22 protein-coding genes are annotated in these 23,713 nt (G+C 73.1%); 7 read left to right on the top strand and 15 right to left on the bottom strand.

The genetic code is table 11. The features are described from left to right. The coding region (locus D476_RS38080; RefSeq protein WP_160167459.1) for a hypothetical protein at positions 1-970 on the top strand (970 nt) is incomplete at its 5' end. A 14-nt stretch (positions 971-984) separates the two neighbouring features. Here the strand turns inward: D476_RS38080 and D476_RS0129605 are convergent. The 3 genes from D476_RS0129605 to D476_RS0129595 form a co-directional block, all read right to left on the bottom strand. Beyond that, the gene (locus D476_RS0129605; RefSeq protein WP_017627500.1) at positions 985-1,173 is read right to left on the bottom strand and encodes a DUF397 domain-containing protein; all 189 of its coding nucleotides are present in this window, start codon (positions 1,171-1,173) and stop codon (positions 985-987) included. Between the two features lie 90 nt (positions 1,174-1,263). Then, the gene (locus D476_RS35825; protein WP_051061877.1) at positions 1,264-1,446 is read right to left on the bottom strand and encodes a DUF397 domain-containing protein; all 183 of its coding nucleotides are present in this window, start codon (positions 1,444-1,446) and stop codon (positions 1,264-1,266) included. After that, positions 1,436-2,281 (bottom strand): helix-turn-helix domain-containing protein, encoded by an 846-nt coding sequence (locus tag D476_RS0129595; protein ID WP_017627498.1) that lies wholly within the window; start codon positions 2,279-2,281, stop codon positions 1,436-1,438. The genes D476_RS35825 and D476_RS0129595 overlap by 11 nt, the downstream gene beginning before the upstream one ends. A gap of 243 nt (positions 2,282-2,524) precedes the next feature. On the opposite strand from D476_RS0129595, the gene D476_RS37740 reads away from it, so the two are divergent. Both D476_RS37740 and D476_RS0129590 read left to right on the top strand, forming a co-directional pair. Beyond that, positions 2,525-2,878, top strand: coding sequence for a hypothetical protein (locus D476_RS37740; RefSeq protein WP_152529466.1), 354 nt, complete (start codon positions 2,525-2,527; stop codon positions 2,876-2,878). A gap of 3 nt (positions 2,879-2,881) precedes the next feature. Beyond that, the gene (locus tag D476_RS0129590; RefSeq protein WP_017627497.1) at positions 2,882-3,334 is read left to right on the top strand and encodes an ATP-binding protein; all 453 of its coding nucleotides are present in this window, start codon (positions 2,882-2,884) and stop codon (positions 3,332-3,334) included. A 97-nt stretch (positions 3,335-3,431) separates the two neighbouring features. Here D476_RS0129590 and D476_RS39485 read toward each other — a convergent pair whose 3' ends face one another. From D476_RS39485 to dapF, 3 genes are all read right to left on the bottom strand, one after another. Next, positions 3,432-4,457 carry an ABC transporter substrate-binding protein gene (locus D476_RS39485; RefSeq protein ID WP_017627496.1) on the bottom strand — a complete coding sequence of 342 codons (1,026 nt, stop codon included), beginning with the start codon at positions 4,455-4,457 and terminating at the stop codon, positions 3,432-3,434. A gap of 800 nt (positions 4,458-5,257) precedes the next feature. Further along, positions 5,258-6,229 (bottom strand): ABC transporter permease, encoded by a 972-nt coding sequence (locus tag D476_RS0129580; protein ID WP_017627495.1) that lies wholly within the window; start codon positions 6,227-6,229, stop codon positions 5,258-5,260. Then, complete coding sequence (dapF, locus tag D476_RS0129575) at positions 6,226-7,068, bottom strand: diaminopimelate epimerase (RefSeq protein WP_017627494.1); 843 nt, start codon at positions 7,066-7,068, stop codon at positions 6,226-6,228. The genes D476_RS0129580 and dapF overlap by 4 nt, the downstream gene beginning before the upstream one ends. A 127-nt stretch (positions 7,069-7,195) precedes the next feature. Here dapF and miaA point away from each other — a divergent pair, with 127 nt between their 5' ends. After that, on the top strand, positions 7,196-8,227 hold the full coding sequence (gene miaA, locus D476_RS0129570) for a tRNA (adenosine(37)-N6)-dimethylallyltransferase MiaA (protein WP_017627493.1): 1,032 nt from the start codon (positions 7,196-7,198) through the stop codon (positions 8,225-8,227). A gap of 39 nt (positions 8,228-8,266) precedes the next feature. Here the strand turns inward: miaA and D476_RS0129565 are convergent, their stop codons facing one another. Next, positions 8,267-8,953, bottom strand: coding sequence for a class III extradiol dioxygenase subunit B-like domain-containing protein (locus tag D476_RS0129565; protein WP_017627492.1), 687 nt, complete (start codon positions 8,951-8,953; stop codon positions 8,267-8,269). Positions 8,954-9,407: 454 nt separating this feature from the next. Here D476_RS0129565 and D476_RS0129560 point away from each other — a divergent pair, with 454 nt between their 5' ends. Continuing rightward, on the top strand, positions 9,408-10,142 hold the full coding sequence (locus D476_RS0129560; RefSeq protein WP_017627491.1) for a TetR/AcrR family transcriptional regulator: 735 nt from the start codon (positions 9,408-9,410) through the stop codon (positions 10,140-10,142). A gap of 64 nt (positions 10,143-10,206) precedes the next feature. Beyond that, a complete protein-coding gene (locus D476_RS0129555; RefSeq protein ID WP_017627490.1) occupies positions 10,207-11,484 on the top strand; it encodes a cytochrome P450 family protein in 1,278 nt (425 codons plus the stop codon). Positions 11,485-11,604: 120 nt separating this feature from the next. Here the strand turns inward: D476_RS0129555 and miaB are convergent, their stop codons facing one another. The 4 genes from miaB to D476_RS0129535 form a co-directional block, all read right to left on the bottom strand. Beyond that, positions 11,605-13,080 (bottom strand): tRNA (N6-isopentenyl adenosine(37)-C2)-methylthiotransferase MiaB, encoded by a 1,476-nt coding sequence (gene miaB, locus D476_RS0129550; protein WP_026123972.1) that lies wholly within the window; start codon positions 13,078-13,080, stop codon positions 11,605-11,607. A 105-nt stretch (positions 13,081-13,185) separates the two neighbouring features. After that, positions 13,186-15,405, bottom strand: a complete 2,220-nt coding sequence (locus D476_RS0129545; RefSeq protein WP_017627488.1) for a TRAP transporter permease — start codon at positions 15,403-15,405, stop codon at positions 13,186-13,188. After that, the gene (locus tag D476_RS0129540; RefSeq protein ID WP_017627487.1) at positions 15,402-15,890 is read right to left on the bottom strand and encodes a DUF1850 domain-containing protein; all 489 of its coding nucleotides are present in this window, start codon (positions 15,888-15,890) and stop codon (positions 15,402-15,404) included. Before D476_RS0129540 ends, D476_RS0129545 begins: the two co-directional genes overlap by 4 nt. A 109-nt stretch (positions 15,891-15,999) precedes the next feature. Further along, positions 16,000-16,959, bottom strand: a complete 960-nt coding sequence (locus D476_RS0129535; RefSeq protein WP_017627486.1) for a TAXI family TRAP transporter solute-binding subunit — start codon at positions 16,957-16,959, stop codon at positions 16,000-16,002. 512 nt (positions 16,960-17,471) lie between these two features. Here D476_RS0129535 and D476_RS0129530 point away from each other — a divergent pair. Then, entirely contained in the window at positions 17,472-19,664 is a 2,193-nt protein-coding gene (locus tag D476_RS0129530) for a S9 family peptidase (protein ID WP_017627485.1), read from the top strand. 468 nt (positions 19,665-20,132) lie between these two features. Here D476_RS0129530 and recX read toward each other — a convergent pair whose 3' ends face one another. From recX to D476_RS0129510, 4 genes are all read right to left on the bottom strand, one after another. Continuing rightward, positions 20,133-20,786 (bottom strand): recombination regulator RecX, encoded by a 654-nt coding sequence (gene recX, locus D476_RS35060; protein ID WP_017627484.1) that lies wholly within the window; start codon positions 20,784-20,786, stop codon positions 20,133-20,135. After that, positions 20,779-21,942, bottom strand: a complete 1,164-nt coding sequence (gene recA / locus D476_RS0129520) for a recombinase RecA (protein ID WP_026123970.1) — start codon at positions 21,940-21,942, stop codon at positions 20,779-20,781. The genes recX and recA overlap by 8 nt, the downstream gene beginning before the upstream one ends. A 308-nt stretch (positions 21,943-22,250) precedes the next feature. After that, on the bottom strand, positions 22,251-22,445 hold the full coding sequence (locus D476_RS36865) for a DUF3046 domain-containing protein (RefSeq protein ID WP_083939693.1): 195 nt from the start codon (positions 22,443-22,445) through the stop codon (positions 22,251-22,253). A 5-nt stretch (positions 22,446-22,450) separates the two neighbouring features. Continuing rightward, a complete protein-coding gene (locus D476_RS0129510; protein WP_026123969.1) occupies positions 22,451-23,662 on the bottom strand; it encodes an MFS transporter in 1,212 nt (403 codons plus the stop codon). Positions 23,663-23,713: the final 51 nt, after the last annotated feature.

Raw genomic sequence — 23,713 nt, 5'->3', positions numbered from 1 at the left:
GCTCAAAGCCGTCACCGGGCCGGGAGGCGAGGTGGAGGTCCTCGAAGAAGAGGTGGCCCCGGGAGCGGTGAGGTGGTCGGCCGACGGCTCCAAGGTCGCGTGGATCGAACTGGATGAGACAGGCGCGCCCGCCACCGGAGGGACCATCCACCTGCGCGACCTGGCCGGTGGCGAGGAACAGACGTGGACCTGCGACTGGTGCACCATCGGCTTCCTCGGTGACACGCTCGTCTCCACGGGCTCCGAGGACGACCTGCTCGCCTACCCCGACGACGGCGGCGACCCCACCGGCCACGACATCCCCCAGATCCCTGACGGCCCTCCCCTGGACTCCACACCGAACATCGAGCTCGCGTCGATGTGGAGCGGAGGCGAACTGCGCACCTACGCCCACGACAGGGATGCTCCGGACACTCCCCTCCGCACCACCGTGTACGAGATCCTCTCCCCGGAGGAGGCCCGCCGTGTGGTCGAGACCGACAACGAGGAGTTCAGCACGGAGGTGGTCACCGCAGTAAGCCCGGACGGCACCCGCGGCATGGTCGTCACCCATTTCTTCGGCGTGTCGACGTCCCCGTGCGCCCCGGCGTCGCGGGTCCACGTGGTCGACTTCACCGACGGGTCGGTGCAGGCCGAGGTGCAGGACAGCGATGCCCGGAACCTGAGCGCGGCCTGGTTCGACGAGGAGGGCAGGGCCAGGGCCGTCTTCATGCCCTGGGGCCCCGACTCGGACTACGCCTCCGAGGCCGAATTCGACGGGAACTGCGTCTACGACGAATCCGCCGAACCCCGCGGCTACGCCCTGGGGCCGGATGCCGAAGCCTGGGCCCCCGTGGAGGGAGGCGGACTCCGCGAATTCGACCTCGGCGAGGGCTGGACCGCCCGCTACGGCGACGGCCGCATCGCGCTCCTGAACGACGGAGAGGAGGCCGTAGAAGACCGCGCCGACGTGGTCTTCCCCGCCGGGTGACCGAACGGCGGAGGTCAGAGCTTCCGCTGCTTGAGGGAGCGCAGGAACCCTTCCCATTCGGAGACCGGGAACTCAAGATGGCCGAGGCGGCGGTGCTGCGTGTCGCGAACCAGCACACCATGTCCCGGGGCAGACCGGCACTCGACGCAGTTGTCCATCCCCTTCTGGCTGTAGCTGGCCTTCGCCCACTGCGCACTGATCACTGCCGTACTCCTTCTTGATCTTCTCGACGAGCGCCCGCGACGCTACCGGCGGGAGGGACGCGTCGAATGGGCAAGGGAGGGTCACTGTGGTCAGAGCTTCTGCTGCTTGAGGGAGCGCAGGAACCCTTCCCATTCAGAGACGGGGAACTCCAGACGGCCGAGGTGGCGGTGCTGCGTGTCGCGGACGGCGGTTCTCAGGCCCTCGGCCACCTCAACACACTCGCCTCCTTGCCCACCGCTGTAGCTGGACTTATGCCAGGGCCTACGGTCCATCACGGCCTCCTCCATGTAGCGACTCCAAGTAGACCAGGCTCTCCGCAGGCGACATGGCCTGTCCCTGCAAGGACCCGAATCTCCGGCCGGAGTTTCCCACGATCTCGACGTCCGTGAGCAATTGCCCAGGTCCCACAGGCTCGACGTACACGACGCTCTCGGTCTGCGTCAGGTCAAGGACGATGAACGACCCTTCGGTCGCCGCATGGGGACCTGCGGACATCGGAAGAACCTGGATGCTGACGAACGGCCGCTGTGCCATCAGCATCAAGCGCTCCACCTGCTGCTTCATCACAGCGGAGTCCCCAGCGCCGCGCATGAGCGCCGCCTCGTCCAAGACCACGGAGACCATCGGGGGCACCGCACGCTCGAATATCTCCTGGCGCCGCATGCGTGCCTCTACGTGCGCGTCAATCTGGGCCTCTGTGTGCGGCGGCCACGTCGCTCTCAGGATCTGGCCAGCGTAGTCGGCGGTCTGGAGGAGGCCGGGCACGATCTGGCAATGGAAGACGCGAATCGAATGTGCCTTGGCTTCTAGCTCGACATAGTCCTCCAGCCAGCGGTGTGGGGTACGGCGCGCCCGTGGCCACAAGGCGAGTAGCGATCCGTTTGCACCGAGCACACGGTCTGCGCTCTCCGCAAGTTCCCTTGAGGGGTTGCGTGTCGCTCGCTCCACCGCGCCTACCTGCTGGCCGGAGATGCCGACGGCCTTCCCAAGCCCACGCTGCGACAGTCCCGCCATCTCACGCAGCCGTTGAAGTTCTGCACCGAACTGGACAGTGGCCGCTTGGTCTTCGGGGGCGACGACCGGCTTCATGGCTTCAAAGAACCACATGTGGCTTCAACGTGCTACCTGTTTCTTCATTTTCCTGTCGAACCTGACAACAGACTAGGCACCATCATCGAGCACATGCAGTGTTGACAGTGAAGGAAACCAGGCCTCACCTGCATCTCCTGCCGCCCTCGTAGACACACGATCGCGTCAGCGGGAACTTTCGGACGGCCTGAATTGGAGAAACCCCGGCGACCGCTGGCACGGCCCCGGGGCACGGCCCGCACCTGTCCAAGAGGTGAAGACATGTCCGATGTTAACCAGACGACCCATCAACACTCGACTTCCCCGGAAGAGGCGAGGCACGCTGCTAAACGACGCAGCCTCCAGGCTCTTGCCGAACAGCTCACCAGGTGGGGTGTTCGCTGCCTGATCACACTCCCGCTGGAAGGCGCACCCGTCCTGTACGTAGCGCTTCGACGAGGAACCGTCTGCGTCGTCGCCGCCGAGACCGTCAGCGGGTGGAGCCTCGTCGGCCCCGGACTGGAGTGCGATGCCAACGACCCGGCCACCGCGGCGGAGGTCCTTCTCCGGGAACCGCCCCCCATAAGCCTCAGCGATGTCCTCCGACGCCGGGCGCGCATCAAGGCGGTGGCATGAGCCATGAGCCGCCTCGCCCTCAACGTGCGGGAAGAACTCCCCTGTGACTACGACGGCCTCCGTATCGCTCGCGCGATCACCCGCGTGCGCCTGCGCCCACTCTGGGCCGACTCCCTGGTCGACGACGCCGAACTGTGCGTCGATGAGGCCTTCTGCAACGCCCGGCGCCACACCCGCAGCGGCCTCGAAGGGGGAACCGTCCTCCTGGCCCTCTACGCCACGGCGGACGGCCCCCTCTACATCGACCTCACCGACGCCGGGCCGCTGAACCCCGCAGACCGGCCCAGGGTTCGACCGGGCTCCGCAGGCGCCGACCTGGACGCCGAGTGCGGGAGGGGGATGTTCCTCATCGACGCCCTCACCGCCCACTGGCTCTACTTCGGCACGCCCCGCGGCGGATGCCTGTCCCTCACCCTGCTCACACCCGACAGGACACCCGCACCACTGCCGACCTGATGCCGGAGCCACCGACACCTGCGCGTGGACCCCGCCCTCGCCGCCTCCTCGGGGCGGGGGCGGGGTCCACGCGGACAGCGGCGCACGGCGTGCCGCCTCACCCCTTCAGGTAGCCGATGTCCTCGTAGTCGTAGGTCCCGAAGCCCGGGGCTCCGATGTTGGCCAGGTTCGTCCGGACCGCCACCAGTTGGGGGCGCTGGTACAGCGGCAACGTGTGGCCCTCCTGCCACAGGGCCTCGTCGGCGCGGTTCACCGCTCGCAGGGACGCCTCCTCGTCGAGGGTCTCCAGCGCCTCGTCCATCGCCGTGTCGATCTCCTCGGAGGCGATGCGGCCCACGTTGGAGCGCCACTCCTCGCCGTCGGGCCCCTCGGCCGGGGACGCCCACTGCGGGAGCGAGTTGGAGATCGGGAACCGGCCGCCGGTGTTGACGAACGCGACCATGTCGTAGTCGCCCGGCAGCACGTAGCGCGAGAACAGTACGTCCCCGCCCACCTGCTCGATGTCGACGCCGATGCCCGCCTCGCCGAGCATGGCCTGCACCATCTCCGCCTCGTCCTGGGCCGGGCGGAATCCGCGGGGGACCAGGTAGCGCAGTTCGAGCGGGGTCCCGTCCTTCTCGCGGATGCCGTCGGCGCCGGGCTCCCACCCGGCCTCGTCCAACAGCGCGGCGGCGCGCTCCGGGTCGTGCCGCCCCCACCGGCCGCTGTTGTCGGTGAAACCGGGCTGCCCCTCCAGCAGGAAGTGGTTGCCCAGCGGCTCGGCGTCCATCCCCAGGCCGCTCAGTGCCGCGTCCGCCAGGGCCTGCCGGTTCACCCCGAGGAACACCGCGTGCCGCACCCGCCGGTCCCGCAGCAGGGGGCTCTCACCGTTCAGGGTGATGTGCCGGTAGTCCGGCCCCAGGGCGACGCGCACCTCCCCGTCCCCGGCGGAGTTCGCCCGCGCGAAGGACCCGGCGTCCACGGGCAGCGCGTAGGTGTCGATGCCGCCGTCCAGGAACGCGCTGTCCAGCCCCTCCTGGTCCATGGCGGTGAACACGATCCCGTCGAGCACCGCGGGGTCGCCCCACCAGTCCTCCGAGCGCCGAAGCTCCACCCGGCGGGCGCCCTCGTCGACCCCGGCCACCTCGAACGGCCCGGCGGTCAGCGGGATGTCGCCCTTGTAGTCGCCGTTGAACGCCTCGGNCCTCGGGGCCCCCCGCCACCGGCTCGGGCAGCAGCGGGGCGAACAGCGACGGGTACTCCGAGAACGGCTCGGAGAACTCCACGACCGCCTCGAACTCGTCGGCGCCCTGCCGCACGCGGGCGATGCGGTCGTAGCCGACCTCGCCGCGCACCCGGTAGCCGTCGTCCCCGCCGTCCAGTGCTTCGGCCGTGGCCCGGTAGTCCCGCCAGGTGATGGGGGTGCCGTCGGACCAGTGCGCCTCGGGATTGAGGCGCAGGACCACCGTCTGCGGGCGGTCCGGCCCGGCCTCGCGCACCTCGGCGCCGAGCAGGTAGTCGGGGTCGGGCCGGGGCCCCTCCTCCGCGTCCACCTCGAAGGGGGTGGGCAGCACGGCGTCGGTGACGGTGCGCACCGTGGCCAGGTTGCCGTCGGCGTGGTGGGGGTTCCACTGCGCGGGGAACTCGTTGATCCCCCAGTCGAGGGTGCCGCCGGGTTCGAGGTCGGCGCGGTCGGCGGCGCCCACGTCCACGCCCCCCGCGGCAGCGGGCCGGGATCCGGCGCCCTCCTCCACGGGCGAGCAGGCCGCGGCGCCGACGGCGAGCGCGCACAGCAGCACGGCGCCGCGCCGGGCACGTCCCTCTCCCACGTGCACCCCTTTCGGACGGTTCCCGACGGCCGAGGGGCGGCCGGGGGGCTCGTCGCGGACGAAAGCCACGATTGGAACAATCCGGAAATACTACTGCGGTTCCGCCCCCGGCGCCTCAGCTTCGGACCCGCGGATCGAGCACGACGCGCACCGTGTCGGACAGCGCACCCGCGGCGATCACGCACACCGCGCCGAAGGCGCACGCCGCGGCCGCCGCGTTCACGTCCCCGGCCTCCACCGCCTCCACCAGCATCCCGCCCACACCGTGCCGCCCGAACACCCGCTCGACGAAGACGGCGCCGGTGAACATGGCCGCGGCGGTGTAGGCCACATAGGTGGAGGCCGGGACGAGGCTGGTGCGCAGGGCGTGCCCGCGCAGCGCCCGCCCGCGGGTGAGCCCCTTGGCGCGGGCGGTGCGCACGTAGTCCGCACCGGCCTCGCCGGCCATCAGGCCCCGCTGGTACCGGCTGACCACCGCGGCCAGCGGCAGGGCCAGCGCCACCGTCGGCAGCACCATGTAGCGGACCCGGTCGGCGAGCCCGGCCCCCGGCGGCGCCTCCCCGGCGGTGCGCAGCAGCGCCTCCCCCGAGGCCGTGTTGAGCCCGATCGCCAGGGTCTGCAGGACGACCGCCACCACCAGCGGCGGCACCGAGATCAGCACCACCGCCCCGAGGGTGGCCGCCGTGTCGCCCGCCCCGTCCTTGCGCGCCCCCGCCCAGGCGCCCCAGGCCACCCCGGCGGCCGACCCCACGACCGCGCCCAACAGGAGCAGGCGGGTGCTGGCCCCCGCACGGTCGGCCAGTTCGGCCCCGACCGGGCGGCCGTCCCAGGTCTGCCCGAGGTCGCCGGTGACCGCGCCGGAGGCCCACACCAGGTAGCGCCGGGCCAGCGGCACCTCGGGGTCGAGGTTGCGCTCGGCGAGCTGGCGCTCCACCGCCTGCGGGGGCGGGGGCGGCTGCTGCGCCGCGTAGTTGCCGGTGGGGTCGAGCACCGCGGCGCTGAGCAGGTAGGCACAGCTGGAGGCCGCCGCCAGCAGGAGGGCGTACCCCGCCAGCCGGCGCAGCAGGAACAGCGCCGCCCGGCTCACCCCAGACGGACCTGGCCTTCCGCGATGATGGCGGCGGGGCCGCGCAGGCGGGCGCCCCTGGCGTCGAGCAGGACCAGGCACTCGCCCCCGGGGACCCGGACCCGCCAGGTGGCGCCCTGGTCGGGGGCGGCCCCGGCGGCGCGGGTGGCCGCGACGGCGGCGGCGACGATGCCGGTGCCGCAGGAGCGCGTCTCCCCCGACCCGCGCTCGTACACGCGCATGTCCAGCACGCCCTCACCCGCCGGGGCGACCACCTCGACGTTGCCGCCCTCGGGAAAGGCCGCCTGGTCGAGCACCGGGGCGGCGGTCAGGTCGAGGTCGGCGACCGGGCCGTCGACCACGCAGGCCAGGTGGGGGTTGCCGACGGAGACGCGCAGCCCGCGCACCTCGCGGCCGTCGGCCAGCCGCGCGCCGCCGTCGCCGAAGACCTCCGGGCGCCCCATGTCCACGGTGACGTCGCCGTTGTCCTCGATCGCGACCGTGCGCAGGCCCGCGCGCGTGCCGACGTCGATGCTCCGCCCCTCGGCCAGGCCCGCGTGCAGGAGGTAGCGGGCGAAGACCCGCACGCCGTTGCCGCACATCTCGGCGATGCTGCCGTCGGCGTTGCGGTAGTCCATGAACCACTCGGCGGCCTCGGAGGATGCGGCGGCGCCGGTGAGCGCCTCGCCGAGCGCGCGCGTGCGGACGACCCGCAGCACGCCGTCCCCGCCGATCCCGGCGCGGCGGTCGCACAGCCGCGCCACGAGACCGGCACCGAGGTCCAGGGCACCGTCCGGATCGGGGAGGATGACGAAGTCGTTCTCGGTGCCGTGGCCTTTGGCGAAACGCATGGAGATCATCTTATGACTCCATCGGCGACCTCGTAGCCGTACCGGACGACAGGCCCGCCACCGCCCATGCGCCGCCGGTCCCGGGGAGGCCGCGCGGGCGTCCGATCGGGTCGCCGCCCGCTGCCAAACTGGAGGAATGGGCACGAGCACGGACAACGACGGGACCAGGTTCGGCGACACCGCGGGTGAGGGCGCCGCGGAGGGGCGGACCGGGGTGCCGGTCGTGTCCGTCGTCGGCCCCACCGCGGCCGGGAAGTCCGACCTCGCCGTCGATATCGCGCTGCGCCTGCGCGCCTCCGGCCGCCACGCGGAGATCATCAACGCCGACTCCATGCAGCTCTACCGCGGCATGGACATCGGCACCGCCAAGATGGCCGAGGAGGAGCGGCGCGGGGTCGAGCACCACCTGCTCGACATCTGGGACGTGACCGAGCCCGCCGACGTCGCCCGGTTCCAGCACCTCGCGCGCGGGATCGTCGACCGCCTGCGCTTCCAGGGCGCCGTGCCGGTCCTCGTCGGGGGCTCGGGCCTGTACGTGCGCGCCGTCCTGGACAATCTGGAGTTCCCCGGCACCGACCCGCAGGTGCGCGCGCGCCTGGAGGCCGAGCTGGACGAGTCCGGTCCGGGCCCGCTGCACGCGCGCCTGGCCGAGCGCGACCCCGCGGCCGCCGAGGCCATCCTGCCGAGCAACGGGCGCCGCATCGTGCGCGCGCTGGAGGTGATCGAGCTGACCGGCCGCCCGTTCACGGCCACCCTGCCCGACCATGCCTCCTCCTACCCGTCGGTCCAGGTCGGCCTGGGGGTGCCGCGCCCCGCGCTGGACGAGCGCATCGAACTTCGCGTGGACCGGATGTGGCAGGCGGGCCTGGTGGAGGAGGTCCGCGCCCTGGATGCGCACGGCCTGTCCGAGGGGAGGACGGCGCCGCGCGCGCTGGGCTACGCCCAGGTGTTGCGGTTCCTGCGCGGGGAGTGCACCGAGGAGGAGGCGCGCGAGGAGACCGTCCGCGCCACCCGCCGCTTCGCCCGACGCCAGGAGTCGTGGTTCCGCCGCGACCCGCGCGTGCGGTGGCTCCCCTATGACGCCCCCGACCTGACCGAGCGCGCGCTTGCGCTGGTGGAGGAGGGCATCAGGAAGGGCACCGGCCTCGGCTCCGCACACACCCCCTGACGCTGCGCGCTCCCCGGGACCGGCGACGGGGGGCAGCGGTCAATCGCGGGTCCAGCGGGCCACGAAGTAGCCGACGCCGTACGGCGCCTGGTGGGCGAGGAGCTCCCCCTTCACGGCCTCCCCACCCGCCGCACCGGCGAGGACCTGCCAGGCGGGCCGTCCTGCGGCCATCAGCTCCCGGGCCAGGGCCGGGTCGATCCGGGCCAGCGCGTCGGCGTCGGCGCGCGCCAGGGCCGACGCCACCTCCTCGTCGAAGGCGGGCGCCCGTTCGTCCGGCCTGCCGGGCGAGGACGGCGGGCGGCGCGCGCTTCCGTCGCCCATCACCAGCAGGGCCACGGCCGACGCCTCGACCGCCAGCTCCGCCCCGAGCGCGAGGCATTCCTCCGGCGCGGCGTCGGAGGCCACCTCGACGTAGGCGTCCGGGGCCGCGCCCTCGCACTCGGCGAGCCTTCGGCCGATGGTCAGCGACAGCGGCAGCACCGGCGGCTGCGGGCCGACGGGGAACGGCACGCCGTAGGGCGCCAGGTCTCCCCCGCTGTCGGGCCCGTGGCGGAGCGTCCGCTCCCCCGGTCCGACGACGACGAGGCGGTCCGCGCCGCAGGTGTTCAGGGCCCCGACCACCGCGCCGCACTCACGCCTCAGCGGCTCCAGCTCCGCGGCGGCCCCACCGGCCACCTCGGGGACGAGCAGGGGCGGAAACGGGCACACTGCGGCGGCGGTCAGCATGGCTCCCCACCCTAGACCGTTCTTCCGGTCCACCTCGGGAACGCCTGCGGACGGCGCCGGCCACGTCCGCGGATTCTCCGTCCGACCAGGCCGATGCGATCGTCACGGCCTCGGGGCGGCCCTGCCTCTGCGCCGGTTCCCTGACCGGCGCCCTGCCTGTCGGCGGCCGGTCTTCGGCCGACCGGCCATGGCCGCCGAGAGCCACGCCACTCCAGAGGACGCCGTCCCGATGCTCCTCGGCCGAGCGGAATGGGAGGTCGGTCGACGCCGAAGAGGCCGGAGATCGGACGTTCTGCGGAAGAGCTCTTCGCGCCCTCTTGCCGTCGGGCACCGGCCGGACTACCGTGACGGCATGACCAGATGACCGGTTTTGACAATTTGGTCACGAGACGACGCGGTCCGGCACGGCATCCGCCCGCCGGGGCACCGCACGGGCGAGGAGGAGCGGACGGGAATGGCGGGGCGAACACGCGAAGCCGACACCAGCGACGCCGAAAAGGACCTGCGCGCCGAGCGCATCCTCGACGCCGCCGCGGACCTCCTGGCGGCGCACGGCTACCGCCGCGTGTCCGTCAGCGAGGTCGCGCACCGCGCCGACGTCGGCAAGGGCACGGTCTACCTGCACTTCCCCACCAAGGAGGCGCTGTTTTTGACCGTGATGCTCCGGGCGCAGGCGGCCCTGGCCGAGCGGCTGATCGCCGAGATCCGCACCGACCCCATGGCGGTCCTGCCCCACCGCTCCGCCCGCTCCACCTACCTCGGCGCCGACGCCGACCCGGTCCTGCACGCGGTGCTGATCGGCAACTCCGAGACGCTCGGCATCCTCACCCGCGAGGCCCGGCGCGTCCTCGGCGACCTCATCGAACGCCGCCGCGAGGCGCAGCGCGGCCACTTCGCCCTGCTGCGCGAGAACGGCCTGCTGCGCACCGACAGCCCACTCGACGACCAACGCCGCTGCTACGCCATCGTGGTGACCGGCTTCCTGACCTCCGGGCCGCTGCTGAGCGCCGAAGGCTCCGACGCGGAGACGCTGGCCGGGATGCTCGCCACCACCGTGCGCAACGCCTTCGAACCCGCACCCGACCCCGACCCCGCGGCGGTCCGCGCCGTCGCGCCGCGCGTCGCCGAGGCCTTCACCGGCGTGCTGGGGGCGATGCGGGAGGAGATCGCGCGGCTCAAGCTCACCTGACCCCCTGCGGGGCCGGGCCCGGCAGCGGTGGCGAGCCGCCGGGCCCGACGAGAGAGGATGCGACATGACAGCCACCGCCGACACCGGCGCGAGCGGCGCCGCGGTCGACCTAACCGACCCCCGCCTGCAGTCCGACCCGCACGGCTTCTTCGCCGAGCTGCACCGCCGCGAGCAGCCCGTCCCGGCCTCCTTCCCCGGTGTGGAGCAGCCGGTGCTGCTGGTCTCGCGCTACGAGGGCGTGCGCGCCGTGCTGTCCGACCGCCGGTTCGTCAACAACCCCGCCTCCATCGCCGGGGGCGACGTGCAGAACGTGCGCGTCAAGCGCCTGATGGACCTGGGCCTGAGCCGGGAGCAGGCCCGCTACCTGGTGGACGCCAGCATCCTGGACATGGACGGCGACGACCACACCCGCATGCGCAAGCACGTCTCGCGCGCCTTCACCGTCAAGCGGGTCAACGCGCTGCGCCCGCGGGTGGAGGAGATCACCGACCGGCTGCTGGCCGAACTCGCCGACCACGCCGAGGACGGCGTGGTGGACCTGTCCGAGCACTTCGCCTACCCGCTGCCGATCACGGTGATCTGCGAGCTGGTGGGGGTGCCCGAGGAGCAGCGGATGCAGTGGCGGGACTGGGGCCGCCGCCTCATCCAGTCGGCGATCACCGGCGGGCAGATGGACGCGATGGAGGGGCTGGTCGCCCACACCCGCGCACTGATCGAGGAGCGGCGCCGCACCCCCGCCGACGACCTGATCACCGCGCTGATCCGCACCCACGAGGAGGACGGGGACCGGCTCTCCGACATCGAGCTGGTCTCGATCGTGCTGACCCTGATCCTGGCCGGGCACGAGACCACCGCGCACCTCATCGCCAACGGCACGCTCGCCCTGCTCGACCACCCCGACCAGCTCCGGCTGCTCAAGGAGGACCCGGAGCTGGGACCGCGCGCCACGCACGAGCTGATGCGGCGGCACGGCCCCGTGCAGGGCACCCGGATGCGCTACGCCTCCGAGGACATGGAGGTCGGCGGCATGCGCTTCAGGCGCGGCGACGTGGTCTTCGCCGTGCTCGGCGGCGCCAACACCGACCCGGACGTCTTCCCCGAGCCCGACCGCCTGGATCTGGCCCGCGAGCCCGCCGGGCGGCGCGAGTCCCACGTCGGCTTCGGGCACGGCATCCACTACTGCCTGGGGGCGGCGCTGGCGCGCCAGGAAGGCGAGGTGGCGTTCACCCGGCTCTTCGAGCGCTACCCGGACCTGTCCCTGGCGGTCGGCCACGAGGAGCTGGAGCGCGAGCCGTTCCCCCTCTTCTGGCGCCTCAAGGCGCTTCCGGTGCGCCTGGGCTGACTTCCGCGCGCGGGCGCACGCCGGGCGGCGCCCGTACGGCCCGGAACGCACACGCGGCCCCGGCCCCCTTCACCCGGGGGCCGGGGCCGCGATCGTCGTCAGTGCGCCCGGGGTCGGTGCTCAGGCGTCGCAGCAGCCCCCGGTGGCGGCGGGCTGCGGGGCGGGCGCCCCCACCGACGGCATGCCGAGCATGACGCCCGCCTGCCCGCCGTCGGCACCCTCGGCCTTGCCGTTGCGCGCCGCCCAGGCGTCGCCCGCGCGGGTGCGGCGCAACGCGCGCACGCCCGAGTCGGCCACCAGGTGGTGCGGGGCGGCGTAGGTGACCCCGACGGTGACCATGTCGCCGGGCCGGGGCTCCTCGGCGCCCTCCTCCACGGCGAAGTGGACGAGGCGGTTGTCGGGCGCCCGGCCCGACAGGCGGCGCCGCTCGCCGTCCTTGCGGCCTTCGCCCTCGGCGACCAGCAGCTCCACCTCGCGCCCGACGAGCTTGGCGTTCTCCTCCTCGGAGATGCTCTCCTGCAGGGCCACGAGGCGCTCGTAGCGCTCCTGGACGACCTCCTTGGGGAGCTGCCCCTCCATCTCGGCGGCGGGCGTTCCGGGCCGCTTGGAGTACTGGAAGGTGAACGCCGAGGAGAACCGGGACTCGCGCACCACGTGCAGCGTCTCCTCGAAGTCCTCCTCGGTCTCGCCCGGGAAGCCGACGATGATGTCGGTGGTGATGGCGGCCTCCGGCATGGCCGCGCGCACCTTCTCCACGATGCCCAGGAACCGCTCCTGGCGGTAGGAGCGGCGCATCGCCTTGAGGACCCGGCTGGAGCCCGACTGCAGCGGCATGTGCAGCTGCGGCATGACGTTGGGCGTCTCGGCCATCGCCTCGATCACGTCGTCGGTGAAGTCGCGCGGGTGCGGGGAGGTGAAGCGCACGCGCTCCAGGCCCTCGATGTCGCCGCAGGCGCGCAGCAGCTTGGAGAAGGCCCGGCGGTCGCCGAACTCGGCCCCGTAGGCGTTGACGTTCTGCCCCAGCAGGGTCACCTCGACCACGCCCTGGTCGACCAGGGCGCGCACCTCGGACAGGACGTCGCCCGGGCGGCGGTCCTTCTCCTTGCCGCGCAGCTGCGGCACGATGCAGAAGGTGCACGTGTTGTTGCAGCCGACCGAGACCGACACCCAGGCGGCGTAGGGCGACTCGCGGCGCGTGGGCAGCGTGGAGGGGAAGGTCTGCAGCGACTCCTCGATCTCCACCTGGGCCTCGTGCTGCACCCGCGCGCGGTCCAGCAGGACCGGCAGCGAGCCGATGTTGTGGGTCCCGAACACCACGTCCACCCACGGGGCCCGGCGCACGATCTCGCCGCGGTCCTTCTGCGCCAGGCACCCGCCCACGGCGATCTGCATCCCCGGGTGCGCGTCCTTGACGGGGCGCAGGTGCCCGAGGTTGCCGTAGAGGCGGTTGTCGGCGTTCTCCCGGACCGCGCACGTGTTGAAAACGATGACGTCTGCGGTGCTGCCTTCGGCTGCGCGCTCGTACCCCGCGTCCTCCAGCAGGCCGGACAGGCGCTCGGAGTCGTGCACGTTCATCTGGCAGCCGTAGGTCCGCACCTGGTAAGTACGACTCTGGCTCACATGTCCCAGGCTAGTGGCCATACGGGGCNGGGCCCCCCCGCCGATCGGAGGCGGCCGGCCCCGCGCCGGGGACCTTCGCGGTCAGGCGGCCGCGGCGGCCTGGGCCGGAGCGGCCGCAGGGCGGTACCGGTACCACTGGTAGCCGAAGACCGCACCGGCGACCACCAGCCCGGCCAGGTCGGTCTCCCAACCGTAGTGCAGCAGCGCGATCCCGGCCGCCGCCATCGGGATCCGCAGGTACCAGCCGATGCGGGTGTTGATGAACCCGACGACCGCCACACCCACGACGGAGGCGCCCAGGATGCCGGTGACCGCCGCCATCAGGCCGGTCGCCAGCGTGGTCTCCTGGAGCAGCAGTTCGGGCGAGAGCACGAACATGAACGGCACCACGAAGCCCGACACCGCGATGCGCACCGACTGCACGCCCGTCATGATCGGATTGCCCCCGGAGATGCCGGACGCCGCGTAGGCCGCCAGGCACACCGGCGGGGTGATGTCGGCCATCACGCCGAAGTAGTAGACGAACATGTGCGCGGTCAGCAGCATCGCCACGGTGGGCGCCTCCAGGTCGCCCTGCAGGATGGTGATGATCGCAGGGGCGGCCAGCGTGGCGGTGATGACGTAGTTCGCCGTGGTCGGCACGCCGATGCCCAGGATCAGGCAGGCCAGCATGGACAGCACCATGGTCGGCAGCAGCTGGCCCCCGGCCAGCGCGACCAGCCCGCCGCTGAGCTTGAGCCCCAGCCCGGTCAGGGTGATCACCCCGGCGATGATCCCGGCGGTGGCGGTGGCCACGATGATCGGCACCGCCACCCGGGCCGCGTTCACCAGGCCGTCGAGCAGCCCCCACGGGCCGAGCCGGTCGGGCATGTCCTTCCAGCGGCCCAGCAGCAGGAAGACGAGCTGCACCACGATGTTCATGCCGATGGTGATGGCGATGGCGCCCATCGCCGAGAAGATCGGCGAGTAGCCCATGGACAGCAGCACGAACAGCCCGACGATCGGGATGAGCATGTAGCCGCGGGTGACCATCAGGCGGCGCACGCTGGGCAGCAGCCGCTTGGGGATGCCGCGGATGCCCAGCCTCTTGGAGTCGTAGTGGACGACGACGAACTGGGCCACGAAGAACAGGATCGCCGGGACGATCGCCGCCTTGATGATCTCCAGGTAGGGCACGCCGGTGAACTCGATCATGATGAACGCCGCGGCGCCCATGATCGGCGGGGCGATCTGCCCGCCCGTGGAGGAGGCGGCCTCCACCGCACCGGCGTACTCGGGCTTGTAGCCCGACTTCTTCATCATCGGGATGGTGAAGGCGCCGTTGGAGACGGTGTTGGCCACCGAGCTGCCGGTGATGGTGCCGGAGAAGGCGCTGGTGACGATGCCGACCTTGGCGGTGCCGCCGGTCGCCCACCCGGTGCTGCCCAGGGCCAGGTCGGTGAAGAAGCGCTCCATGCCGGTCCGGGTGAGCATGGAGGCGAAGACCAGGAACAGGAAGATGAAGGTCGAGGAGATCGCCAGCGGTGTGCCGAACACGCCCTCGGTCCCCAGGAACATCGTGGAGACGATGCGGTCGACGGTGTAGCCGCCGTGGTGCAGGAAACCGGGCATGAGCGGCCCGAACAGCGCGTAGGCCAGCATCAGGGAGGCCAGGAACACCAGCGCGGTGCCCAGCGTCCGCTGGGCGGCCACCAGCACCAGCAGGATGCCCACCGTGCCCACGGTGACGTACTCGGGGGTGATCCGCCCGGCCGACAGGATGATGTCCTGGTAGTTCGCCACCAGGAACAGGCCCGAGCCGATGCCCAGCAGGGCGAGCACCACGTCGGCCGCGGGCATGCCCAGCGGGCGCCAGGGCACGTAGCGGGCCGCCTGCACGAGCAGCAGCACCCCCACCGCCGGGCCCAGCACGTACACGTCGGCGATCTGGAACGCCGCCAGGTAGACCAGGATGCCCACGCCCGCGGCGGTCAGCCCCCACCCGTAGAGCCGCTGGTTACGGGTGTCCTGCTCCTTGGCCGGGTACAGCAGGAACACCAGGCCCAGGCCCAGGGCCAGGTGCACGCCGCGCTGCTGCAGCCCCGGGAGGGTGCCGAAGTACCCGGTGTACAGGTGGAAGAGGCTCAGCACGAGGCCGACCGAGAAGACCGCCCACCGCCACAGGCCCCGCATGTCCTTCCGCGTGCCCGCGGTCTCCTCCGCCGCGTCGTGCTGCTCCAGCTCGGCGACGTCCTTCTCCAGCTCCCGGAGGACCTCGGCGTCCTCGGGCGCGGGAGTGGCGGGCTTCGGGTCGCTCGTCATCGCCCCATCCCCATCTTCGTGTCAGGCGCCCCTGCGGGGCGGGGTCGCCCCCCGCCTCGGACGCGCAGTTCAACGCGTGCGCCCCGCCGCGTCAGGTCGAGCAGGCGCACGCGCCCTCCCCCCGGCAGGGTGAGGGTGTGGTCCACCTCGGGGCCGCCCACCATCACCTGCACGGCGCCCAGCGGGCGCCCGTGGTGCAGCACCCGGTACCCGTCCTCCTCGCGCAGGAACTCGGTGGTGGTCCCGCCGACGTGCTCGGGGCCGACCGGCAGGTTGGCCCCGAAGGTGTCGAAGCGCATCTCCTCCATGGACAGCACCCCACCGCGGACGGAGAACTCCTCCTCCACCGGGCGCTTGGCGATGGAGTGGATGTGCACCATCAGGATCCGGTCGCCCTCCCGGACCGGCCGGGACAGCAGCAGCCGCCCGGCCGACAGGTCGGCCACCTCGAAGCGCGCCCCGGCCGCCTCGGCACCGCCGTGCACGGCCGCGGCCAGGAGCGCCCCGGCGGCGGCCGCCGCTCCGGCGCGTAGGAAGCGGCGGCGCCCGGGATCGTCCCGGTGCGCCGCCCGCGTCCCTGTGCCGCCCGGGGCGTCAGCCCCCCAGGACGCCTTCCTCCTCGTAGAAGCGCTCGGCGCCGGGGTGCAGGTCCACAGCGCCCTGGCCCTCCAGGGCGGTGTCGAGCTGGACCTGCTCGCCGACGTCGTGGCCGATCTCGCCGGCACGCTCGTACATCTCCTTGGTGAGGTTGTAGGCGAGGTCGTCGCTCATGCTGCCGCGCACGTACATGGTCGCCCAGTTGGTCACCGTGGTGACGTCCTCGTCCTGACCGTTGTAGGTGTCGGCCGGGATGTCCAGGGGGCTGTAGGACGGGTTGTCCTCCTGGAGCTGCTCCAGGCCGTCGCCGCCGAACTGCACGAGCCGGACGTCGCTGGTCGTGGCCACCTGCTCGATGCTGCCGGCCGGGACCGCGAGGACCGCGAAGGCCGCATCGGTCTGCCCGTCGCCCAGCTTGGTGGCCGCGTCCTCGAAGGTGCTGTTGAACGGCTCGATGTCGTCCATGCTGATGCCGTAGGCCCCGAGCACCGCCTCGGCGGCCAGCGCGGTGCCGCTGCCGGGCGGGCCGATGTCCACGCGCTTGCCCTCCAGGTCCTCCACCGTCTCGATGCCCGAGTCCTCGGTGGCGACGATCTGCAGGACCTCCGGGTAGACGTTGCCCAGCATGAACACGTCGTCGCCGTTCTCGATCGGGTCGTCGGCGAAGTCGTTCTCGCTGTTGACCGCGTCCCCGGCCACACCGTTGATCGCCATGCCGACGTCGATCTCGCCCTGGTCGAGCAGGCGCATGTTCTCCACCGAGGCCCCGGTGGACTGGGTGGAGACGTTCACGTCCTCGATGTTGTCCGACCAGATCTGCGCGATCTCGCCGCCGAGCGGGTAGTAGGTGCCGCCGGTGCTGCCGGTGCCCAGGGTCAGGTCGCCACCGGTGACCTCCTCGTCACCGCCGCCCGCGCCGGGGACGCTCCCGCCGCCGCACCCTGCGGCCGCTATCACGCCCNNTTACCCCCCCCCCACCCGCCACAGCGGTAACGGCTGCGAACCGCTTGGCCGTGAATCTCGTCGTCATTCCGAGCGTCCTCCTCGCGCGATGAATGTCGCTTGCTCACTGAGCAGATCACTGAGCGTGGACAGGGACTATAGACACGCGGGCGAATACACCGCCGCTCCTGCGCGGTCACAAGTGGGGAACAAATGCCCACTCCCGCCTCGTCTGGCCGACGGCATTCCCCCTGAGAACCGCGGACAACCCGGACCGGGGGCGCCGCATCCGGCCGCGGCCCGCGATCGGGGGCACACGTGCGCGCAGGCGGGCACGGGCGGGCGCACACGCAGGCCGCGGGTGATCACGCACAGCGACGCCCCGGGGCGGGCTCCGGGAGCGCCGCCCTGCCGGACGCCGGAGTTCCGAAACCGCAGGGGATGGCCTACGCATCTCGTCCGCCGCTCCCCCGGGGGACTAAGGTCGACATGCCACACAAAGTCCCCGCGAACGCAGAGATCCTCTTATGACCGACCGCGTGACGGCCCCCCACGGCGCCTGGCCATCGCCGATCTCAGCGAGCGACGTCGCCCGAGGCACCCGCCGCCTGGGGTTTCCCGCGACCGCCGACGGCGAGGTCTGGTGGGAGGAGGCGCGCCCCGAGGAGGGCGGCCGTACCACGGTGATGCGGTGCGGCCCGGACGGCGCCCCCACCGAGCTCCTGGAGGCCCCCTGGAGCNCCCCCCCCTCCCTGCCGGTCCCCCGACGCGACGACAAGGCCCTCACCCGCTACGGCATCGTCTTCGCCGAGGCGAGCGACCAGCGGCTCTACCTGCTGGAGCGGGGCGCGCGCGAGCCCCGGCCGATCACCCCCGCCCCGCCCTTCCCCGGAGCCCTGCGCTACGCCGACCCCGCGCTGTCCCCCGACGGGCGCCGGGTGGTGTGCGTGCGCGAGCGGCACGCCGAGGACGGCACGGTGGACCGGGCCATCGTGGCGGTCCCGCTGTCCGGTCGGGCCGCCGAGGACCCGTCCGCTGTGACGGAACTGGTCACCGGCGCCCACTTCTTCGCCTCGCCCACGCCCTCCCCCGACGGGGAGCACCTGGCCTGGGTGTCGTGGAGCCACCCGCGCATGCCCTGGGACGGCACCGAGCTGCGCGTGGGCGCGCTGGGCGCCGACGGCGTGGACCGCCCCTACACCCTCAAGGGCGGGGTGGACGAGTCGGTGCTGCAGCCGGTGTGGAGCGGCCCCTCGCGGCTGCGCTTCGTGTCGGACTGGTCGGGCTGGTGGAACCTGTACGAGATCGGCCTGACCGGGCAGGCGGTCGCGCTCTACCCCGACGAGCGCGAGTTCACCCCGGGGCCGTCACGGCTGGGCGTGTGCTCCTGCGTGCCGCTCGCCGACGGGCGCCTGGTGGTGCTGCAGGGCGGCGCCGACCTGGCGCCCGCCGTGTACGACCCGGACACGTTGGAACTCACCCCTCTGGACACCGGTGCGTTCACCACCTGGGAGACGCTCGGCGGCGGCGGCGAGCAGGTCGTCGGGATCGCGTCGGGGCCGCGGGCCCCGCAGAGCCTGGTGCGGCTGGACCCGGCCACCGGCAGGACGCAGGTGGTCCGCTCCAGCCGGGAGCGGGTCCCCGACGCCGGGCTGCTGCCGGTGCCCCGGCAGGTGGAGTTCTCCGGCAAGTACGGCGCAGCCGTACACGCCAACGTGTACCCGCCGACCGATCCGCAGGGGGCGGCGGACGGCCCGGCGCCGTACGCGGTGTGGGTGCACGGCGGCCCGGTGGGGCGCGCCACCAGCGGGCTGGACCTGCTGAAGGCGTACTTCACCAGTCGCGGCATCGGCATCGTGGACGTCAACTACAGCGGGTCGCTGGGGTTCGGCCGCACCTACCGCGAGCGGATCGCGGGCATGTGGGGCGTGGTCGACGTGGAGGACGTCGAGGCCGTGGCGCGCGCGCTGGTGGAGTCGGGTGAGGCCGACCCCGGGCGGCTGGCGGTGCGCGGCGCGAGCGCGGGCGGGTACACCGCCCTGCTGGCGGCCGCCGGTGACACGTTCGCCTGCGCGATGTCGCTGTTCGGGGTGGCGGACCTGCTGCAGATGGCCGCGACCTCGCACGACTACGAGTCGCACTACCTGGACACGCTGGTGGGGCCGCTGCCCGGCTATAAGGCGACCTACCGGGAGCGTTCGCCGATCGGCAAGGCGGACCGGATTCGGGTGCCCGTGCTGCTGCTGCAGGGCACGGAGGACCACGTGGTCCCCAAGGAGCAGACGCGGGAGTTCGCCAAGGCGCTGGCGGACCACGGGGTGCGCCACGCGGTGCTGGAGTTCGAGGGCGAGGGCCACGGGTTCGGCTCGGCCGAGTCCATCGAGCGGGGGCTGGAGGCGGAGCTGGCCTTCTACGGGGAGGTGTTCGGCTTCTCCCCGCCGGGGGTTCCCGGAATCGAGCTGGTGACCGAGTACCCCGACCCGGAGCTGGAGGCCGAACCGCTGCCGGAGCTGGAGGACACCGGCCCCCGGGCCGCGCACGCACCGGCGGCGGAGGGGAGCGCCCCGCAGGGCGCAGCGGCGGAGGCGGGCCCGCCGTCCGGGGGACCGGCCCCGGAGTCGGCCCCCGCCGCCCGGCAGGACGCCGAACCGGACCTGATCCCCTGGACGGAGCCGACCGACGGCTCCCAGGGCCGGGAGAGGGACCGCCCGCACCCCTGAGCACCGTCGCGGCCGGTCACAGGGTCCACGGGGCGGCCCGGACCGTGCGGGACGGGGGCCTTCCTCAAGGCTGCCGGAGAACCCGGAGGCGCGCTCGCCGGGCGCCGGGTCCACGTCCCCGCAGGCGCTCCGGGGCGATTGAGGGCGAGGGCGAGGGCGATACCGCCTCTTCCCCCTTCAGGCGGACGAAGCAGCCCCGGCCGCCCGGACCGCTCCCCTACGCCCGGCACACCTGGACCCCGTGGGGGTCGGGCGGCCCGCCGACGGGCCGGTCGGGACACTGACGCAGGCGGGAAGGCCCGCCCGCGGCGTCGCGGCGGTCGCACTGACCGGCCTGGTCGGACGGCGGTCACACCGTCTCGGCGGACGTGCATCGGGAGCGTGGTTCCGCCGCGTGCTCGGGCGCGAGGGGGCGGATGCACCGCCCCTGTCGTCCGGATCCGCCGGCGGTGCCCGTGGCACGCGCGGTCACAGGTCGGGGTCGGGCAGCTCCAGGTCGGAGCCCTCGGCCTCAAGCTCCTCGCGGATGACGCGGTAGGCGAGACCGGCGGGGTAGCCCTTTCGGGCGAGCATGCCCATGGCGCGGCGGACGCGGACGGTGTCCTCGCGGCCCCGGGTGGCCGCGAGCTTGCGCCGGACCAGGTCGCGGGCGGTGGCCTCCTCCTGGTCGGCGCTGATGTCGTCGACCGCGTCGCGCACGGTCTCCTCGTCCACGCCGCGCCGCCGCAGCTCCCCCGCGAGGGCGCGGCGTCCCAGGCCGCGCCCGGCGTGCCGGGACTCCACCCACGCGGCGGAGAACGCGGCGTCGTCGATGAGGCCCACCTCGCCGAAGCGCTCCAGCACCGTCTCGGCCACCGGCTCCTCAACGCCCCGCGTGCGCAGCGCCTCGGCGAGCTGGGCGCGGGTGCGCGGGGCGACGGTGAGCAGGCGCAGGCAGACGGTGCGGGCGTAGGACTCGGGGTCCTGGTCCGGGGCCCCGGCGCTCTCCCCGTCCGGCCCCCACGGGCCGGACGGGTCGCCGGCGGCCCGCTCCTCCGGGGAGCGGGGGTCGGGCGCCGCGGCGGCGTCCGGACCCGGGTCGTGCGGCCCCCGGGCGGTGCCGGGGCCCCCAGGGTCAAGCATCGGTGGCGGCGGCGCTCTTGGCCTTGGCGGTGCGCTTGGCGGCGGGCTCCTTGGCCGTGGACGCGTCCGCGGGCGCACCGGCGGCGGCGCCCTTGGCGGAGGCGTCCTTGGCCGGGTCGGCGGCGTCGGGCGCGGCACCCGCCCCGGCGGCGTCGTCGCCCTTCATGGGCACGCCCAGCTTCTCCTTGATCTTCTTCTCGACCTCCAGGGCCATGTCGGCGTTCTCCCGCAGGAAGTTGCGGGCGTTCTCCTTGCCCTGGCCGAGCTGGGTGCCCTCGTAGGTGTACCAGGCGCCGGACTTGCGGACGATGCCGTTCTCCACGCCCAGGTCGATCAGGCTGCCCTCACGGGAGATGCCCACGCCGTAGAGGATGTCGAACTCGGCCTGCTTGAAGGGCGGGGCGGTCTTGTTCTTGACCACCTTGACGCGGGTGCGGTTGCCGACCGCGTCCGTGCCGTCCTTGAGCGTCTCGATCCGGCGCACGTCCAAGCGCACCGAGGAGTAGAACTTCAGGGCCCGGCCGCCGGTGGTGGTCTCGGGCGAGCCGAACATCACGCCGACCTTCTCGCGGAGCTGGTTGATGAAGATCGCGGTGGTGCCGGTCTGGTGCAGGGCGCCGGCGATCTTGCGCAGGGCCTGCGACATCAGCCGGGCCTGCAGGCCCACGTGGCTGTCGCCCATCTCGCCCTCGATCTCGGCGCGCGGCACCAGCGCCGCCACCGAGTCCACCACCAGGATGGAGACCGCGCCGGAGCGGATCAGCATGTCGGCGATCTCCAGGGCCTGCTCGCCGGTGTCGGGCTGGGACAGCAGCAGGTCGTCGGTGTTGACGCCGATCTTCTTGGCGTACTCGGGGTCCAGCGCGTGCTCGGCGTCGATGAACGCCGCGATGCCGCCCTCCCGCTGGGCGTTGGCCACCGCGTGCAGGGCGACCGTGGTCTTACCGCTGCTCTCGGGGCCGTAGATCTCGACGATGCGGCCGCGCGGGATGCCCCCGATCCCCAGGGCCACGTCGAGCGAGATGGAGCCGGTCGGGATCGACTGGATCGGCGGGCGGTCATCGTCGCCCAGGCGCATCACGGAGCCCTTGCCGAACTGGCGCTCGATCTGCGCGAGCGCGGTTTCGAGGGCCTTGTCTCGGTCTGCTGCTGCCACGGGGAACCCCTGTTGGGTCGGTGTCTTCTTCTTCATCTCGAAGGCGACGCTATGCGCTCGCCGCGACATTCCGCGACGGCGCCGGCCGCACTGTGGACGGCTCGCGCCGTCCCCCTGACCGCGGGGGCCGACGGCTCCCGCGTCCCGGCGGGCCTTCCCGGCCCTCGGGGTATCGCGCGCCACATCCGCGCACCCCTGACTCACCGACCACCTTACCCGAACTTCTGTTCGAGCGGGGGGCCGCCACCTCGAACGCGTGTCGCGGGGCGGGTCCGCCCGGCGGCCCGCCGCCGGTGCGGGGCGCGGGGTCAGCGCACGGATTCGGGCAGGTCGAAGGCGTCACAGACGCGCCGCCACACCTCCTTGGCCGAAGCGCCCTCGGCGAGGGCCTGGTTGACGGTCCGCGAGCCCAGCCCTTCGATCACGTAGTCCTTGGCGAGGCTCTCCGCATACGACTCGCCGAACTGCTCGTGCATGCGGTCCCAGAAAAGCGTCAGTCTCATCCCCTTCAGTATCGCCCTGCACGGGGACCGCGTTCGCGTCGGCGCAGGGCCGGGGCGACGGCCAGGAGCCCGAGGGACGCGGCGGCGAACAGCGTCCCGGGCCCGGCGACCGCCGATCCGAGACCGTAGGCGGCGAACAGCGCGATGCCCACGGTCTCGGCTCCGAGCCCGGACATGGACAGCACCGTGGCCCGCGCCCTGCTGGACACCGCGTCCTGGAGGCGCGTCTCCGCGGCCACCGACGCCCATGCCAGGACCCCGAAGGCGGCTCCGACCGGGAGCATGCCCAGGGGGTGGCCGGTGAGGGCCCCGGCGGCCAGCAGGACCGCCCCCGCGGCGGTCAGGACGGCGGCGTGGCGGGTGCCGCGCCCGGCGAACCACTCCCCGGCCGCGACCGCGGCGAAGAAGGGCAGCAGCAGGATGGGCACGAGGGCCGTGCCGCCGATGCCGTCGGCGGTGGAGCGGGCGAGGAACGGCAGGTACTCCTCTAGGCCGGTGAGGCCCGTGAGCACCGCGAAGGCGAGCAGGGCCCTGCGCGCGCCGGGCACTCGGCGCACCTCGGTCAGCGCGGTGCGGGCCACCGCGATGTGCGGAGCGAGGATTCGGGCGAGTGGACCGGGGCCCGGCCCCCGGTCCGGCGCCGTCCCGGTCGCCGCCTTCTTCGCGGCAGGGACGTCCTCGGCGGGGGCGTCCTCGGCAGGGGCGTCCCCAGCGGGCGCATCCTCGGTGGGGCGGGGCCCCTCAGGGAAGGTGAAGCCGAGCGGGGCGGCCGCGAGGGCGGACACGATGCTCACGGCCGCCACGGCCGTATACCCCCCGAACGCCATCAACGGCGCGGCCGCGGCGCCCGCAACCACCATGGCGACGGTCCCCAGCGCGCGCGAGCGGCCGATGAGGCGGGCGTAGTCGCGGGCCGCCCCGGCACGGAGGAGTTCGTCGTAGACCAGCGCCTGGAGCGCGCCCGAGGCGAACGAGAGCCCGGTGCCCCACAGCACGAAGCCGACGGCGAAGGAGGGGTAGGCCGGTACGAGGATCCACAGGGCGAAGCCCGCGGCGGCCAGCAGCGGGGCCGCACCCAGCAGGCGGCGCCTGGGGACCAGGTCGGCGAGCACACCGGAGGGGATCTCCACGATCACGCTCGTGAGCGACCAGATGATCAGCAGGGTGGAGATCTGCGCGGTGGACAGCCCGCTGTCGGCGAAGAGCAGCGCGTACAGCGGGTAGAGCGGGATCAGTTCGACCAGGAAGGCGTACAGGTAGAGGCTGCC

Source organism: Nocardiopsis chromatogenes YIM 90109 (assembly GCF_000341185.1).
Lineage (GTDB): Bacteria > Actinomycetota > Actinomycetes > Streptosporangiales > Streptosporangiaceae > Nocardiopsis_A > Nocardiopsis_A chromatogenes.
This window is presented reverse-complemented; position numbering and strand designations above follow the sequence as displayed.

What these genes read in the sequence shown, in the direction of transcription:
- D476_RS37740 (WP_152529466.1), top strand. Translation starts at nt 2,525, where the DNA reads ATGTCCGATGTTAACCAGACGACCCATCAACACTCGACTTCCCCGGAA.
- D476_RS0129555 (WP_017627490.1), top strand. Translation starts at nt 10,207, where the DNA reads ATGACAGCCACCGCCGACACCGGCGCGAGCGGCGCCGCGGTCGACCTA.
- D476_RS35825 (WP_051061877.1), bottom strand. Translation starts at nt 1,446, where the DNA reads ATGGACCGTAGGCCCTGGCATAAGTCCAGCTACAGCGGTGGGCAAGGA.
- D476_RS0129595 (WP_017627498.1), bottom strand. Translation starts at nt 2,281, where the DNA reads ATGTGGTTCTTTGAAGCCATGAAGCCGGTCGTCGCCCCCGAAGACCAA.
- D476_RS36865 (WP_083939693.1), bottom strand. Translation starts at nt 22,445, where the DNA reads ATGAGACTGACGCTTTTCTGGGACCGCATGCACGAGCAGTTCGGCGAG.
- recX (WP_017627484.1), bottom strand. Translation starts at nt 20,786, where the DNA reads ATGCTTGACCCTGGGGGCCCCGGCACCGCCCGGGGGCCGCACGACCCG.
- D476_RS0129565 (WP_017627492.1), bottom strand. Translation starts at nt 8,953, where the DNA reads ATGCTGACCGCCGCCGCAGTGTGCCCGTTTCCGCCCCTGCTCGTCCCC.
- D476_RS0129590 (WP_017627497.1), top strand. Translation starts at nt 2,882, where the DNA reads ATGAGCCGCCTCGCCCTCAACGTGCGGGAAGAACTCCCCTGTGACTAC.
- dapF (WP_017627494.1), bottom strand. Translation starts at nt 7,068, where the DNA reads ATGATCTCCATGCGTTTCGCCAAAGGCCACGGCACCGAGAACGACTTC.
- D476_RS0129560 (WP_017627491.1), top strand. Translation starts at nt 9,408, where the DNA reads ATGGCGGGGCGAACACGCGAAGCCGACACCAGCGACGCCGAAAAGGAC.
- miaA (WP_017627493.1), top strand. Translation starts at nt 7,196, where the DNA reads ATGGGCACGAGCACGGACAACGACGGGACCAGGTTCGGCGACACCGCG.
- D476_RS0129545 (WP_017627488.1), bottom strand. Translation starts at nt 15,405, where the DNA reads ATGACGAGCGACCCGAAGCCCGCCACTCCCGCGCCCGAGGACGCCGAG.